The organism is Streptomyces griseofuscus (assembly GCF_014673495.1).
Lineage (GTDB): Bacteria > Actinomycetota > Actinomycetes > Streptomycetales > Streptomycetaceae > Streptomyces > Streptomyces murinus.
Genome location: NZ_CP051006.1, coordinates 6,870,143 through 6,884,690, shown reverse-complemented (window position 1 = coordinate 6,884,690; position 14,548 = coordinate 6,870,143). Strand labels below are relative to the sequence as shown.

The 14,548-nt window shown below is 71.2% G+C and carries 13 protein-coding genes; 1 reads left to right on the top strand and 12 read right to left on the bottom strand.

The features are described from left to right. Positions 1-197 precede the first annotated feature (197 nt). The 8 genes from pyrF to pyrR form a co-directional block, all read right to left on the bottom strand. Positions 198-1,043, bottom strand: coding sequence for an orotidine-5'-phosphate decarboxylase (gene pyrF / locus HEP81_RS31360; protein ID WP_037651005.1), 846 nt, complete (start codon positions 1,041-1,043; stop codon positions 198-200). Beyond that, positions 1,040-2,146 carry a quinone-dependent dihydroorotate dehydrogenase gene (locus tag HEP81_RS31355; RefSeq protein WP_037651007.1) on the bottom strand — a complete coding sequence of 369 codons (1,107 nt, stop codon included), beginning with the start codon at positions 2,144-2,146 and terminating at the stop codon, positions 1,040-1,042. Before HEP81_RS31355 ends, pyrF begins: the two co-directional genes overlap by 4 nt. Positions 2,147-2,233: 87 nt before the next feature. Then, positions 2,234-5,542, bottom strand: coding sequence for a carbamoyl-phosphate synthase large subunit (gene carB, locus HEP81_RS31350; RefSeq protein ID WP_037651010.1), 3,309 nt, complete (start codon positions 5,540-5,542; stop codon positions 2,234-2,236). Continuing rightward, positions 5,535-6,677 (bottom strand): glutamine-hydrolyzing carbamoyl-phosphate synthase small subunit, encoded by a 1,143-nt coding sequence (carA, locus tag HEP81_RS31345; protein ID WP_037651012.1) that lies wholly within the window; start codon positions 6,675-6,677, stop codon positions 5,535-5,537. Before carA ends, carB begins: the two co-directional genes overlap by 8 nt. Next, entirely contained in the window at positions 6,674-7,234 is a 561-nt protein-coding gene (locus HEP81_RS31340) for a PH-like domain-containing protein (protein ID WP_037651013.1), read from the bottom strand. Before HEP81_RS31340 ends, carA begins: the two co-directional genes overlap by 4 nt. Continuing rightward, the gene (locus HEP81_RS31335) at positions 7,231-8,517 is read right to left on the bottom strand and encodes a dihydroorotase (RefSeq protein ID WP_037651014.1); all 1,287 of its coding nucleotides are present in this window, start codon (positions 8,515-8,517) and stop codon (positions 7,231-7,233) included. The genes HEP81_RS31340 and HEP81_RS31335 overlap by 4 nt, the downstream gene beginning before the upstream one ends. Before the next feature lie 4 nt (positions 8,518-8,521). Next, positions 8,522-9,499 (bottom strand): aspartate carbamoyltransferase catalytic subunit, encoded by a 978-nt coding sequence (locus HEP81_RS31330; protein WP_037651017.1) that lies wholly within the window; start codon positions 9,497-9,499, stop codon positions 8,522-8,524. Positions 9,500-9,587: 88 nt separating this feature from the next. Next, positions 9,588-10,160 (bottom strand): bifunctional pyr operon transcriptional regulator/uracil phosphoribosyltransferase PyrR, encoded by a 573-nt coding sequence (gene pyrR / locus HEP81_RS31325; protein WP_037651019.1) that lies wholly within the window; start codon positions 10,158-10,160, stop codon positions 9,588-9,590. 254 nt (positions 10,161-10,414) lie between these two features. Between pyrR and bldD the strand changes: the two genes are divergently transcribed. Next, complete coding sequence (bldD, locus tag HEP81_RS31320) at positions 10,415-10,918, top strand: transcriptional regulator BldD (RefSeq protein ID WP_014671524.1); 504 nt, start codon at positions 10,415-10,417, stop codon at positions 10,916-10,918. Positions 10,919-11,170: 252 nt separating this feature from the next. Here bldD and nusB read toward each other — a convergent pair whose 3' ends face one another. The 4 genes from nusB to HEP81_RS31300 form a co-directional block, all read right to left on the bottom strand. Beyond that, complete coding sequence (gene nusB / locus HEP81_RS31315) at positions 11,171-11,599, bottom strand: transcription antitermination factor NusB (protein WP_037651022.1); 429 nt, start codon at positions 11,597-11,599, stop codon at positions 11,171-11,173. A gap of 2 nt (positions 11,600-11,601) precedes the next feature. Beyond that, complete coding sequence (gene efp / locus HEP81_RS31310) at positions 11,602-12,168, bottom strand: elongation factor P (RefSeq protein WP_020938844.1); 567 nt, start codon at positions 12,166-12,168, stop codon at positions 11,602-11,604. 44 nt (positions 12,169-12,212) lie between these two features. Continuing rightward, on the bottom strand, positions 12,213-13,319 hold the full coding sequence (locus HEP81_RS31305; protein WP_037651024.1) for an aminopeptidase P family protein: 1,107 nt from the start codon (positions 13,317-13,319) through the stop codon (positions 12,213-12,215). 148 nt (positions 13,320-13,467) lie between these two features. Next, entirely contained in the window at positions 13,468-14,514 is a 1,047-nt protein-coding gene (locus tag HEP81_RS31300) for an AAA family ATPase (protein ID WP_078967122.1), read from the bottom strand. Positions 14,515-14,548: the final 34 nt, after the last annotated feature.

Below are 14,548 nucleotides of genomic sequence, written 5' to 3'. Positions count from 1 at the left end.
GCCACGAGCAACACGCTTGCCCGTTCACCCTCGCTCGGAGACTAGCGGCCAAGTCCGCCAGAGTCAGCGAGAACAGCGGAAAAGTCCTGGTCAGCCTGCGCCAGGCCAGACATTTCAGACATACTGCCCTTGATTTGAGGATGTATTCACACTCAAGTCGGCGCCGGTCCGCTCAACCGAGCACCCGAAGAGGTGTCTCAGCCTCCGGCGACGGCCGTCCTGATCTCCTCCGCGAAGCGTTCGGCCGCCGCGCGCAGCGCCCCGACGTCGGGTCCGTGCCGCAGCACGCCCCGGCTGACGTTCGGCACGACATTGCGTACGGCCGCCCCGAAGACCCCTGGGAGGTCGGCCGGGGTCGCGCCCTGGGCGCCGATACCGGGCGCGAGGAGCGGTCCGTTGATGTCCAGGTCGTACGCGGACAGGTCGCCGAGCGTGGCGCCGACGACCGCGCCGAAGGAGCCCAGCGGCTCCGCTCCCGCGTTCTCGGCCGCCAGGTGGGCCAGCATGGTCGCGCCCACGCCCCGGCCGTCGGCGCGCACCGCGTGCTGCACCTCGCCGCCCTCCGGGTTGGAGGTCAGCGCCAGCACGAACAGCCCGGCGCCGTTCTCCTCGGCCAGCTTCACGGCCGGGCTCAGCGAGCCGTAGCCGAGGTACGGGGAGACGGTCAGCGCGTCGGAGAACAGCGGGGCGTCCTTGCGCAGGAACGCCTCTGCGTAGGCGGCCATGGTCGAGCCGATGTCGCCGCGCTTGGCGTCCATCACGACCAGGGCGCCGGCTTCGCGCGCCTCCTGGACCGACCTCTCCAGGACGGCGACGCCGCGCGAGCCGAACCGCTCGAAGAACGCGCTCTGCGGCTTGAGCACGGCCACCTTGCCGGCCAGGGCCTCGACGACAGTGCGGCTGAACCGCTCCAGGCCCGCCACATCGTCGGCGAGGCCCCAGTCGGCGAGCAGGGAGGCGTGCGGGTCGATGCCGACGCACAGCGGGCCGCGCTCGTCCATGGCGCGGCGCAGCCGGGCGCCGAAGGGCTCCAGCGAAGTCATGCGGGCTTCCTCACATCGGCGCCGACCGCGTCGGCGAGGGTGGCGTACGGGCTGGTGCGCAGCCGGGCGGCGAGGCCCTTGTGGATCGCGCGGCACCAGAAGGGGCCCTCGTAGATGAAGGCGCTGTAGCCCTGGACCAGCGTGGCACCGGCCAGGATGCGCTGCCAGGCGTCCTCGGCGGTCTCGACGCCGCCGACGCCCACCAGGGTGATCCGGTCACCCACGCGGGCGTACAGGCGGCGCAGGACCTCCAGGGAGCGCGCCTTGAGGGGCGCGCCGGACAGGCCGCCGGTCTCCCCCACCAGGGCGGCGGGCGACTTCAGGCCGAGGCTGTCGCGGGCGATGGTGGTGTTGGTGGCGATGATGCCGTCCAGGCCCAGCTCCACGGCCAGGTCGGCGACGGCGTCCACGTCCTCGTCGGCGAGGTCCGGGGCGATCTTCACCAGGAGCGGGACGCGTCGGTTGGCGGCCACGCGGTCGGCGGCCTCACGGACGGCGGTCAGCAGCGGGCGCAGGTGGTCGACGGCCTGGAGGTTGCGCAGGCCGGGCGTGTTCGGCGAGGAGACGTTGACGACCAGGTAGTCGGCGTACGGCGCGAGGCGCTCGGCGGACTTCACGTAGTCGGCGACGGCCTCCGCCTCCGGGACGACCTTGGTCTTGCCGATGTTGACGCCGACGACCGTCCTGAAGACGGGCTCACGGGTGGCCAGACGGGCCGCCACGGTCAGCGAGCCGTCGTTGTTGAAGCCCATGCGGTTGATCAGCGCGCGGTCCGCGACAAGGCGGAACAGGCGCTTCTTGGGGTTGCCGGGCTGCGGCTCGCCGGTGACCGTGCCGATCTCGACATGGTCGAAGCCCAGCATCGACATCCCGTCGACCGCCACGGCGTTCTTGTCGAAACCGGCCGCGAGCCCGAACGGGCCGTGCATCCGCAGCCCGAGCGCCTCGGTGCGCAGCTCCTTGTGGCGGGGCGCGAGGGCGGCCGCGACGAAGGTGCGCAGCACCGGGACGCGCACGGCGAGCCGGATCCAGCGGAAGGCGAGGTGGTGGGCCTTCTCGGGGTCCATCCGTTTGAAGACCAGACGGAAGAACAGCTTGTACATCGTGGGGAAGTCCTCTGGTGTCCGCATGAGGGCCGAGGGGCCCTCACGCAGAGGGGGACACCGTTTCCGGTGTCCCCCTCGGGGCTGCTAGTCGCGGGACGCGGTCAGGTGTTCCGCGTGTTCCTGGAGCGAGCGGACGCCCACGTCGCCGTGGTTGAGGGCGTCGATGCCCTGGACGGCCGCGGCGAGCGCCTGGACGGTCGTCAGGCACGGCACGGAGCGGGCGACGGCGGCCGTACGGATGTCGTAGCCGTCGAGGCGGCCGCCGGTGCCGTACGGCGTGTTGACGATGAGGTCGACCTCGCCGTCGTGGATGAGCTGGACGATGGTCTTCTCGCCGTTCGGTCCGGTGCCCTCGGACTGCTTGCGCACCACGGTGGCGTTGATGCCGTTGCGCTTGAGGACCTCGGCGGTGCCGGAGGTGGCCAGCAGCTCGAAGCCGTGGGCGACCAGCTCGCGGGCCGGGAAGATCATCGAACGCTTGTCGCGGTTGGCGACCGAGATGAACGCGCGGCCCTTGGTGGGCAGCGGGCCGTAGGCGCCCGCCTGCGACTTGGCGTAGGCCGTGCCGAAGACGGAGTCGATGCCCATGACCTCGCCGGTGGAGCGCATCTCCGGGCCGAGGACGGTGTCCACGCCGCGGCCCTGGATGTCGCGGAAGCGCGACCAGGGCATCACGGCCTCCTTGACGGAGATCGGCGCGTCCAGCGGCAGCTCGCCGCCGTCGCCGTGCCGGGGCAGCAGTCCCTCGGCGCGCAGCTCGGCGACGGTCGCGCCCAGCGAGATCCGGGCGGCGGCCTTGGCGAGCGGCACCGCGGTCGCCTTCGAGGTGAAGGGGACCGTACGGGAGGCGCGCGGGTTGGCCTCCAGGACGTAGAGGATGTCGCCGGCCATCGCGAACTGGATGTTGATCAGACCGCGCACGCCGACGCCCTTGGCGATGGCCTCGGTGGAGGCGCGCAGCCGCTTGATGTCGAAGCCGCCGAGGGTGATCGGGGGCAGGGCGCACGCCGAGTCGCCGGAGTGGATGCCGGCCTCCTCGATGTGCTCCATGACGCCGCCGAGGTACAGCTCCTCGCCGTCGTAGAGCGCGTCGACGTCGATCTCGATGGCGTCGTCCAGGAAGCGGTCGACGAGGACCGGCCGGGACGGGCTGATCTCGGTGGACTCGGCGATGTAGGCGGCCAGGCGGGTCTCGTCGTAGACGATCTCCATGCCGCGCCCGCCGAGCACGTACGAGGGCCGGACCAGGACCGGGTAGCCGATCTCGTCGGCGATGGCCTTGGCGCCCGCGAAGGTGGTGGCGGTGCCGTGCTTGGGGGCGGGCAGGCCGGCCTCGGCGAGGACGCGGCCGAAGGCGCCGCGGTCCTCGGCGGCGTGGATGGCCTCCGGGGAGGTGCCCACGACCGGCACGCCGTTGTCCTTGAGTGCCTGCGAGAGGCCGAGCGGGGTCTGGCCGCCGAGCTGGACGATCACACCGGCGACCGGGCCCGCCTGCTGCTCGGCGTGCACGATCTCCAGGACGTCCTCCAGGGTGAGCGGCTCGAAGTACAGCCGGTCGGAGGTGTCGTAGTCGGTGGAGACGGTCTCCGGGTTGCAGTTGACCATCACGGTCTCGTACCCGGCGTCGGACAGCGCGAAGGAGGCGTGGACGCAGGAGTAGTCGAACTCGATGCCCTGGCCGATGCGGTTGGGGCCGGAGCCGAGGATGATGACGGCCGGCTTCTCGCGCGGGGCGACCTCCGACTCCTCGTCGTAGGCGGAGTAGAAGTACGGCGTGCGGGCGGCGAACTCGGCGGCGCAGGTGTCGACCGTCTTGTAGACCGGGCGGATGCCGAGCGCGTGCCGGACCTCGCGGACGACGTCCTCGCGCAGGCCGCGGATCTCGGCGATCTGGTGGTCGGAGAAGCCGTGCCGCTTGGCCTCGCCGAGCAGTTCGCCGGTGAGTTCGGCGGCCTCGGCCAGCTCGTCCGCGATCTCCTTGATCAGGAAGAGCTGGTCCACGAACCAGGGGTCGATCTTCGTGTACTCGAAGATCTCCTCCGGGGTGGCGCCGGCACGGATGGCCTGCATGACGGTGTTGATCCGGCCGTCGGTGGGCCGCACCGACTCGCGCAGTAGCGCCTCCTTGTCGCCGGGCTCGCCGACGAAGGTGAACTGGCTGCCCTTCTTCTCCAGCGAGCGCAGCGCCTTCTGGAAGGCCTCGGGGAAGTTGCGGCCGATGGCCATGGCCTCGCCGACCGACTTCATGGTGGTGGTCAGCGTGGAGTCGGCCTGCGGGAACTTCTCGAACGCGAACCGGGGCGCCTTGACGACGACATAGTCGAGCGTGGGCTCGAAGGAGGCCGGGGTCTCCTGCGTGATGTCGTTCGGGATCTCGTCCAGGGTGTAGCCGACGGCCAGCTTGGCGGCGATCTTCGCGATCGGGAAGCCGGTCGCCTTGGACGCGAGGGCCGAGGAGCGCGACACGCGCGGGTTCATCTCGATGACGATCACGCGGCCGTCCACGGGGTCGACCGCGAACTGGATGTTGCAGCCGCCGGTGTCGACGCCGACCTCGCGGATCACGGCGATGCCGATGTCGCGCAGGATCTGGTACTCGCGGTCGGTGAGCGTCATGGCGGGCGCCACGGTGATGGAGTCACCGGTGTGCACGCCCATGGGGTCGAAGTTCTCGATGGAGCAGACGACCACGACGTTGTCGTTCTTGTCGCGCATCAGCTCCAGCTCGTACTCCTTCCAGCCGAGGATGGACTCCTCCAGGAGTACCTCGGTGGTCGGCGAGAGGGTGAGGCCCTGGCCGGCGATGCGGCGCAGCTCCTCCTCGTCGTGCGCGAAGCCGGAGCCGGCGCCGCCCATGGTGAAGGAGGGGCGCACGACGACCGGGTAGCCGCCGAGCGTCTCGACGCCCTTGAGGACGTCGTCCATGGTGTGGCAGATCACCGAGCGGGCGGACTCGCCGTGCCCGGTCTTGCGGCGGACCTCCTCCACGACGCCCTTGAAGAGGTCGCGGTCCTCACCCTTGTGGATGGCCTCGGGCTTGGCGCCGATCAGCTCGACGCCGTACTTGGCCAGAACGCCGTTCTCGTGCAGCGAGATGGCGGTGTTCAGGGCCGTCTGGCCGCCCAGGGTGGGCAGCAGGGTGTCGGGGCGCTCCTTGGCGATGATCTTCTCGACGAACTCGGGGGTGATCGGCTCGACGTACGTGGCGTCGGCGATCTCCGGGTCGGTCATGATCGTCGCCGGGTTGGAGTTGACGAGGATGACGCGCAGGCCCTCGGCCTTGAGCACGCGGCATGCCTGGGTGCCGGAGTAGTCGAACTCGGCGGCCTGGCCGATGACGATCGGGCCGGAGCCGATGACCAGGACGGACTGGATATCGGTGCGCTTAGGCACGCTGGCCCTCCATCAGGGAAACGAAGCGGTCGAACAGGTAGGCGGCGTCGTGCGGGCCGGCCGCCGCTTCGGGGTGGTACTGGACGGAGAAGGCGGGCTGGTCGAGCAGCTGGAGCCCCTCCACGACGTCGTCGTTCAGACAGACGTGCGAGACCTCGGCGCGGCCGAATTTGGTGTCGCTGACCCGGTCGAGCGGCGCGTCGACGGCGAAGCCGTGGTTGTGCGCGGTGACCTCGACCTTGCCGGTCGTACGGTCCTGGACCGGCTGGTTGATGCCCCGGTGGCCGTACTTCAGCTTGTAGGTGCCGAAGCCGAGGGCGCGGCCGAGGATCTGGTTGCCGAAGCAGATGCCGAACAGCGGCGTCCTGCGCTCCAGGACGGCGGTCATCAGGGCGACCGGGCCGTCCGCGGTGGCGGGGTCGCCGGGGCCGTTGGAGAAGAACACGCCGTCGGGGTTGACGGCGTAGATGTCGTCGGCGGTGGCGGTGGCGGGCAGCACATGCACCTCGATGCCGCGCTCGGCCATCCGGTGCGGGGTCATGCCCTTGATGCCGAGGTCGACGGCGGCGACGGTGAACTTCTTCTCGCCGACCGCGGGGACGACGTACGCCTCCTTGGTGGCGACCTCCTCGTAGAGGCTCGCGCCCTTCATGTGCGGCTGGGCCTGCACCCGGGCCAGCAGCTCCGGCTCGGCGGCGACGGACTCGCCGGAGAAGATGCCGGCGCGCATGGAGCCGCGCTCGCGCAGATGGCGGGTCAGGGCGCGGGTGTCGATGCCGGAGATGCCGACGACGCCCTGGCGCTCCAGCTCGTCGTCCAGGGAGCGCTTGGCCCGCCAGTTGGACGGCACCCGCGCGGGGTCGCGGACCACATAGCCGGAGACCCAGATGCGGCCCGACTCGTCGTCCTCGTCGTTCCAGCCGGTGTTGCCGATCTGCGGGGCGGTGGCGACGACGATCTGGCGGTCGTACGACGGGTCGGTCAGGGTCTCCTGGTAGCCGGTCATCCCGGTGGAGAACACGGCCTCGCCGAAGGTCTCCCCCACGGCCCCGTAGGCGCGACCGCGGAAGGTGCGGCCGTCCTCCAGGACGAGTACGGCGGGAGTCTTCGCGGCTCCCCTGGTGGAGGTCGTCATCGTGCGCCTTCCGTGTCGTTGGTCATGTGGTTGAGCGTGTCGACCCATGCGGGGTGCTCGGCCGCGCGGTCGGAGCGGAAGCCGGAGTCGATCAGTTTGTCGCCGTGCGCCCAGGTCACCACCAGCAGTCCGCCCTCGGTGAGGACCTTGCCCGCGATGCCCTTGTCGAGCCGGGCCTCGCGCAGCGCGGCGGCCGGGATGAAGAAGTCGTCCGCGCCGGGGCGTTCGACCTCGAGGCCCGCGTCGGTGAGCGTGAGCTCGGCCAGGCTCCGGGTGCCCAGGCCGTGGGCCACGATGCGGTCCAGCCACTGCCCGGCGGTGGTGGAGCCGTGGTAGCGGCCGCTCATGGTCAGTTTCACCGGGCCGGTGTCCTCGGGCGCGGCGGGCAGCTCCGGGATGTCGCTCTGGAGCGTGGCGCGCCATTTCCAGCCCTCGCGCATCAGCCAGTAGACGAGCGCGATGAAGAGCAGGAGTCCGACGAGCCAGCCGATGCGCGCCGGCCAGTCGGTGACCGGGGCCGACTTCTCTGCCTCGGCCAGGAGGATTACAGGTGTCACGTGAGCTTCCCGTCGACGAGCGTGGCCTTGCCCCGCAGCCACGTGTGCGTCACACGGCCCGGCAGCTCGCGCCCCTGGTAGGGGGTGTTGCGGCTGCGCGAGGCGAAGCCCGCGGGGTCCACCTGGCCACGGTATGCCGTGTCGACCAGGGTGAGGTTGGCAGGCTCACCGGCCGAGACGGGACGGCCGTGTCCGGTGGCCTGTCCGATCTGCGCGGGCTTGGCGGACATCCGGTCGGCGACGCCGGCCCAGTCCAGCAGACCCGTGTCGACCATGGTCTCCTGCACCACCGACAGCGCGGTCTCCAGGCCCACCATGCCCATGGCGGCCGCGGCCCACTCGCAGTCCTTGTCCTCGTGCGGGTGCGGGGCGTGGTCGGTGGCGACGATGTCGATCGTGCCGTCGGCGAGGGCCTCGCGCAGCGCCATGACGTCGCGCTCGGTGCGCAGCGGCGGGTTGACCTTGTAGACGGGGTTGTAGGTGCGCACCAGCTCGTCGGTGAGCAGCAGGTGGTGCGGGGTGACCTCGGCGGTGACCTGGATGCCGCGGGACTTGGCCCAGCGGACGATCTCGACGGAGCCGGCGGTCGACAGGTGGCAGATGTGGACGCGGGAGCCGACGTGCTCGGCGAGCAGGACGTCGCGGGCGATGATCGACTCCTCGGCGACGGCCGGCCAGCCGCCCAGGCCGAGTTCGGCGGAGACGACGCCCTCGTTCATCTGGGCGCCCTCGGTCAGCCGCGGCTCCTGGGCGTGCTGGGCGACGATGCCGCCGAACGCCTTCACGTACTCCAGGGCGCGGCGCATGATCACCGCGTCGTCCACGCACTTGCCGTCGTCGGAGAAGACGGTGACCCCGGCGGCGGACTCGTGCATGGCGCCGAGTTCGGCGAGCTTCCTGCCCTCCAGGCCGACGGTGACGGCGCCGATGGGCTGGACGTCGCAGTAGCCGTGCTCCTTGCCGAGCCGCCAGACCTGCTCGACGACGCCCGCGGTGTCGGCGACGGGGAAGGTGTTGGCCATGGCGAACACGGCGGTGTAGCCGCCGCTCGCGGCCGCGCGGGTGCCGGTGAGGACGGTCTCGGAGTCCTCGCGGCCGGGCTCGCGCAGATGGGTGTGCAGGTCGACCAGGCCCGGCAGCAGCACCTTGCCCTCGGCCTCGATCACCTCGGCGCCCTCGGCGGACAGTCCGGTGCCCACCGCGGCGATGGTCTCGCCGTCGATCAGCACGTCCTGCTGCTCGCCGCCGAGCACCTTCGCACCGCGGATCAGGATCTTGCTCATGTTCTTACTTCTCCTCAGCGCGAAGGGGGGCGGCGGCGGGCTCGTTGCCGCCGAGCAGCAGGTACAGGACGGCCATCCGGATGGACACGCCGTTGGCGACCTGCTCCACGGCGGTGCAGCGGTCGGAGTCGGCGACCTCGGCGGTGATCTCCATGCCGCGCACCATCGGACCGGGGTGCATCACGATGGCGTGCTCGGGCAGCTTGGCCATGCGGTCGCCGTCGAGGCCGTAGCGCCGGGAGTACTCGCGCTCGGTCGGGAAGAAGGCGGCGTTCATCCGCTCCCGCTGCACGCGCAGCATCATCACCGCGTCGCACTTGGGCAGCGTGCTGTCGAGGTCGTACGACACCTCGCAGGGCCAGGACTCGACGCCGACCGGGATCAGGGTGGGCGGGGCGACCAGAGTGACCTCGGCGCCGAGGGTATGCAGCAGGTCGACGTTGGAGCGGGCGACCCGGCTGTGCAGGACGTCGCCGACGAGGGTGACGCGCTTGCCGGCCAGGTCCCGGCCGAGGCCGGCGTCGCGGCCGACCAGGCGGCGGCGCATGGTGAAGGCGTCCAGGAGGGCCTGAGTGGGATGCTGGTGGGTGCCGTCGCCCGCGTTGATCACGGCGGCGTCGATCCAGCCGGAGGTGGCGAGGCGGTAGGGCGCGCCGGAGGCGCCGTGCCGGATGACGACGGCGTCGACGCCCATCGCCTCCAGGGTCTGGGCGGTGTCCTTCAGGGACTCGCCCTTGGACACGCTCGAACCCTTGGCGGAGAAGTTGATGACGTCCGCGGACAGGCGCTTCTCGGCGGCCTCGAAGGAGATCCGGGTGCGCGTGGAGTCCTCGAAGAAGAGGTTCACGACGGTACGGCCGCGCAGGGTCGGCAGTTTCTTGATCGGCCGGTCGGCGACCCGGGCCATCTCCTCGGCGGTGTCGAGGATCAGGACGGCGTCGTCGCGGGAGAGGTCGGCGGCCGAGATGAGATGACGCTGCATCTGTCAGGCTCCGTAAGGCAGTTCGGGAGGATTGGGGCAAACCCGGCGCGGGTGGGTACGCCGAAGCGACCCTCGCGCGCCTGACTTGCTACTGGTCGGCCGGCTTCACACCGAGCAGCACGGTGTCGCGACCGTCCTCCTCGGCGAGCTGGACCTTGACCGTCTCCCGCAGCGACGTGGGGAGGTTCTTGCCGACGTAGTCGGCGCGGATCGGCAGTTCCCGGTGGCCGCGGTCGACCAGGACCGCGAGCTGGACCGCGCGCGGGCGCCCGAGGTCGTTCAGGGCGTCGAGGGCGGCGCGGATGGTGCGGCCGGAGAAGAGCACATCGTCCACGAGGACGACCAGCTTGCCGTCGAGGCCGTCACCGGGGATCTCGGTGCGGGCCAGCGCACGCGGCGGGTGCATCCGCAGGTCGTCGCGGTACATGGTGATGTCGAGGGAGCCGACCGGGATGGCGCGGTCGGTGATCTGCTCCAGCTTGGCGGCCAGCCGCTGGGCGAGGAAGACGCCCCGGGTGGGAATGCCGAGGAGCACCACGTCGTCGGCGCCCTTGGCGCGCTCGACGATCTCGTGGGCGATACGGGTCAGTACCCGCGCGATGTCGGGGCCTTCGAGAACGGGCCGGGCATCGGTTGCCGACAGATGGGCGTTCGTGTCCATAAAAAACGGACCTCCTTCTCCGCCTCACGGGACGGACCTTAAAGGACGTCGGAATTGCGCCATCTACGGTAGCAGGTCGCGGGGACCGCTTCGATTCACCCCCTTGGCCCAACGCGTCAGCACTACCACGGAAGCGTCGGGGTGGCCCATTCGGCTTGACGCAGAAGAATCACGCTGCGTAACCTCACAGTGAGTTACCAAAACGCGCGGCGGGAAGACAGCCGACCGCGTCGACACAGTGTCCGGGGAGCTATATGTCCAGCGAATACGCCAAACAGCTCGGGGCCAAGCTCCGGGCCATCCGCACCCAGCAGGGCCTTTCCCTCCACGGTGTCGAGGAGAAGTCCCAGGGTCGCTGGAAGGCCGTGGTGGTGGGTTCGTACGAGCGCGGCGACCGTGCCGTGACCGTGCAGCGCCTTGCCGAGCTGGCCGATTTCTATGGCGTCCCGGTGCAGGAGCTTCTGCCGGGCACCACGCCCGGCGGTGCCGCCGAGCCGCCGCCGAAGCTGGTCCTCGACCTGGAGCGGCTGGCCACGGTGCCGGCCGAGAAGGCGGGCCCCCTCCAGCGCTACGCGGCGACGATCCAGTCCCAGCGCGGCGACTACAACGGCAAGGTGCTCTCCATCCGCCAGGACGACCTGCGCACACTCGCCGTCATCTACGACCAGTCCCCCTCGGTCCTCACCGAGCAGCTGATCAGCTGGGGCGTCCTGGACGCGGACGCCCGCCGCGCGGTGGCCACGCACGAAGAGGCGTGACCCCCTAGGTCTTGGCGGACAGACAAGCAGAAACGTGTCGCCGGGGTGGCCGGAACCAGACGGTTCCAGCCACCCCGGCGGCGTTTTCATACGACTGTCCGGGCCGGTTTGTACGGCCGTCCGGGCCGGCTTCTCGACGCCGGTGACCGCGGACATGCCTGAGGGACGCGAGGCACCGCGCGACGCGCCACGGGCATGCCCGCAGCCGCGTCCCACAGTCACCCGGCGCCCCTCCAGGCGGTCCGCTAGGGGCTAGGCCCGGCGGAGCGAAGGCTTCAGCTCCTTGAACCGCCCCAGGAGGCCGTTGACGAACGAGGGCGACTCATCGGTCGAGAACTCCTTCGCCAGCTGCACCATCTCGTCCAGCACGACGGCGTCCGGGGTCTCGTCCACCCAGATCAGCTCGTACGCGCCCAGCCGCAGGATGTTGCGGTCCACGACGGGCATCCGGTCGAGCGTCCACCCGACCGCGTACTGGGCGATCAGTTCGTCGATGCGCCGGGCGTGCTCGGCGTAGCCCTCGACCAGCTGCATCGTGTACTCGCTGACCGGCGGCTGCCGGGTGTCGGACCGGGACAGCCGAACCCAGTCGGCGAGGACCGTCAGGACGTCGGCGCCGCGCTGGTCGCCCTCGAAGAGGATCTGGAAGGCGCGCTTGCGGGCCGTGTTGCGGGCAGCCACGGTTAGCTGTTCACCCGGCCGAGGTAGTCGCTCGTACGGGTGTCGACCTTGATCTTCTCACCGGTGGTGATGAAGAGCGGGACCTGGATCTGGTGACCGGTCTCCAGGGTGGCGGGCTTGGTGCCACCGGTGGAGCGGTCGCCCTGGACGCCCGGCTCGGTCTCCTGGATGACCAGCTCGACGGCGGCGGGCAGCTCCACGAAGAGCACCTCGCCCTCGTGCTGGGCCACGGTGGCGGTGAAGCCCTCGATGAGGAAGTTGGCGGCGTCGCCGACGGCCTTGCGGTCGACCATCAGCTGGTCGTAGGTCTCCATGTCCATGAAGACGAAGTAGTCGCCGTCCATGTACGAGAACTGCATGTCGCGCTTGTCGACAGTGGCGGTCTCGACCTTGACACCGGCGTTGAAGGTCTTGTCGACGACCTTGCCGGAGAGCACGTTCTTGAGCTTGGTGCGCACGAAGGCCGGGCCCTTGCCGGGCTTGACGTGCTGGAACTCGACGACGGACCAGAGCTGGCCGCCTTCGAGCTTGAGCACCAGGCCGTTCTTGAGGTCGTTCGTGGAAGCCACGGTTGCGGAATCTCCTGGACTGACGTACGACCCCGGGTCACGCGCTACAGCGCGAGCAGCTCCTTGGTCGTGATGGTGAGTAGCTCGGGTCCGCCGTCCGCCTCGGGGCGTACGACGAGCGTGTCATCGATCCGGACACCGCCCCGGCCCGGGAGGTGGACCCCCGGTTCGACGGTGACCGGCACGCAAGCGTCCAGTTTACCCATGGCCGCGGGGGACAACTGCGGGTCCTCGTCGATTTCGAGTCCGACACCGTGCCCGGTGAGCGGCGGCAGGGCCTCCGCGTAGCCCGCGGAGTCCAGCACATGGCGTGCCGCGCGGTCCACATCACGGTAGGCGGCACCGGGGGCGAGCGCCTCGCGTCCGGCGCGCTGGGCGGAGAAGACCAGGTCGTACAGCTGGATCTGCCAGTCCGCCGGAGAGGTGCCGATGACGAACGTACGGCCGATCTCGCAGCGGTAGCCGCGGTAGGTCGCGCCGAGGCACACGGAGAGGAAATCGCCCTCCTCCACGCGCCGGTCGGTGGGCCGGTGGCCGCGCCGGCCGGAGTTCGGTCCGGTGGCGACGGAGGTGGGGAAGGCCGGGCCGTCGGCGCCGTGGTCGACCAGGCGGCGCTCCAGCTCCAGGGCGAGGTGCCGTTCGGTGCGGCCGACGAGGATGGACTCCAGCAGCTCGCCGAGGGCCTGGTCGGCGATCTCGGCGCCGATGCGCAGACAGGAGATCTCCTCCTCGTCCTTGACGACCCTGAGCTGCTCCACGGCGCGGCCGACGTCGGCCAGGCGCAGGGCCGGGGCGACGGCGGCGATGGCCCGGTGCCGGGCGACCGTCAGATGGTGCTCCTCGACGGCGAGGGAGTCCGCGCCCTGACTCCGGGCGAGGTCGGCCGCGGTCACGGCGGTGTCGCCGCCCCGCGCGGGCAGGACCTGTACCCGCAGGGCCTCGTCCGGGCGGCCCTCGAAGGGGCGGTCGTCGGGCGGGACCGCGCACACCAGGAGGTCCTCGCTGCCGCCGAGGAGCAGGACGGCGCCGTGCGGGGCGGCGGCCGCGAGGTAGCGCACGTTGGCGGGGCGGGTGACGAGCGCTGCCGCGGTGCCGGCCGCGTTGAAGTGGTCCCGCAGGCGGGATCGGCGGTTCGCGTACACCTCTGACATGAGATGAGCGTAGGAGTTTTATGCCGTTTGTGCCGATTCAGGAGGGCCGAGTGGGGTTGGGGGGTCTTGTCCCCGGCGCCGGGTGCGGGACCGTCGTGGCTGGTCGCGCGGTTCCTCGCGCCCCTGGGTTGGGACCAGGACCCCGTGATCACCAGTTCGGGGGGCTCGCTATCGCCCTCGCCAGGACCTCGTCCAGGACCCGGGCCGTGCCCGGGACGTCCAGCTGGGAGTTGTCGATGATCGGGAGGCCCGAGCCGTACCAGCCGGCCATCCGGCCGTGGATGCGGGCGACCTCCTCGTCGGTGAGGCGGCGGTTGCCGGAGCGTTCGGCGTTGCGCTCCAGGACGATGTCCAGGCCGGGCAGCAGGACGACCGGGAGCAGGCCGGGGCCGACATGGCGCTTCCAGCCGCCGAGGCCGACGACCGGGCGGTCCGGGAAGACCGCGTCGTCCAGGATGCAGGAGATGCCGTTGGCCAGGAAGTTGCGCGCGGCGAAGCCGCAGGTGCGGCGGGCCAGGCGGTACTGGGCCTCGGAGTGGTCGTTCCACCCGGACTGCGGGTCGGCGAAGCCGGAGCGCACCCACTCGCGGACGTCGTCCAGGCTGATGTGGGCCGTGGGCACGCGCCGGTGGTCCGCCCAGTACTTCGCCACGCTGGTCTTGCCCGCGCCCGCGGGACCGATCAGCAGGACCGCCAGCGTGGTGGTCGTCGGATCGGGCACCGCGGTGGCGGTCGGCGCCGGGGTCGGCACACCGAAGGGGGCGCCCGGCGGCAGGTGCACATGGCCGGTGCCGTCGGGGGGCGGCGGCGCGGCCCGGTACTGCCCGGCGGGTGCCCCCGGCGGCACGGGGCTCCCGGGGGCCGGGGGCCGCGGCTGCGCCGGGGTGACCGGAGGGGTGGAAGCCGGGGGCTGTGCAGGCGGGTGCGGCTGCGGGTGCCCCGACGGTGCCGGTGCGGGCGGAAGCGGCCCCGGAGGGGCCTGCGGGGGCCGGTGCCCCCCAGGGATCCCCCGCGACGGCGGCTGCTGCCCGCCAGGCGGGACCTGCGGCGACGGCGGCGGGAAGGCCGGGGGCGGGGCGGCGGAGCCCTGCGCGGGGGGTTCGCCCGGGGGCTGTGCGGCCGACGGCCAGCCAGTGTGCGGCCGGTGCCCCGGCTGATGGGGCGGCGGCAGCGGAGATCCCACTGCGTGCTGCATCCGTTGCCACTCCGTCTCGTACAGGCAGTTGGGG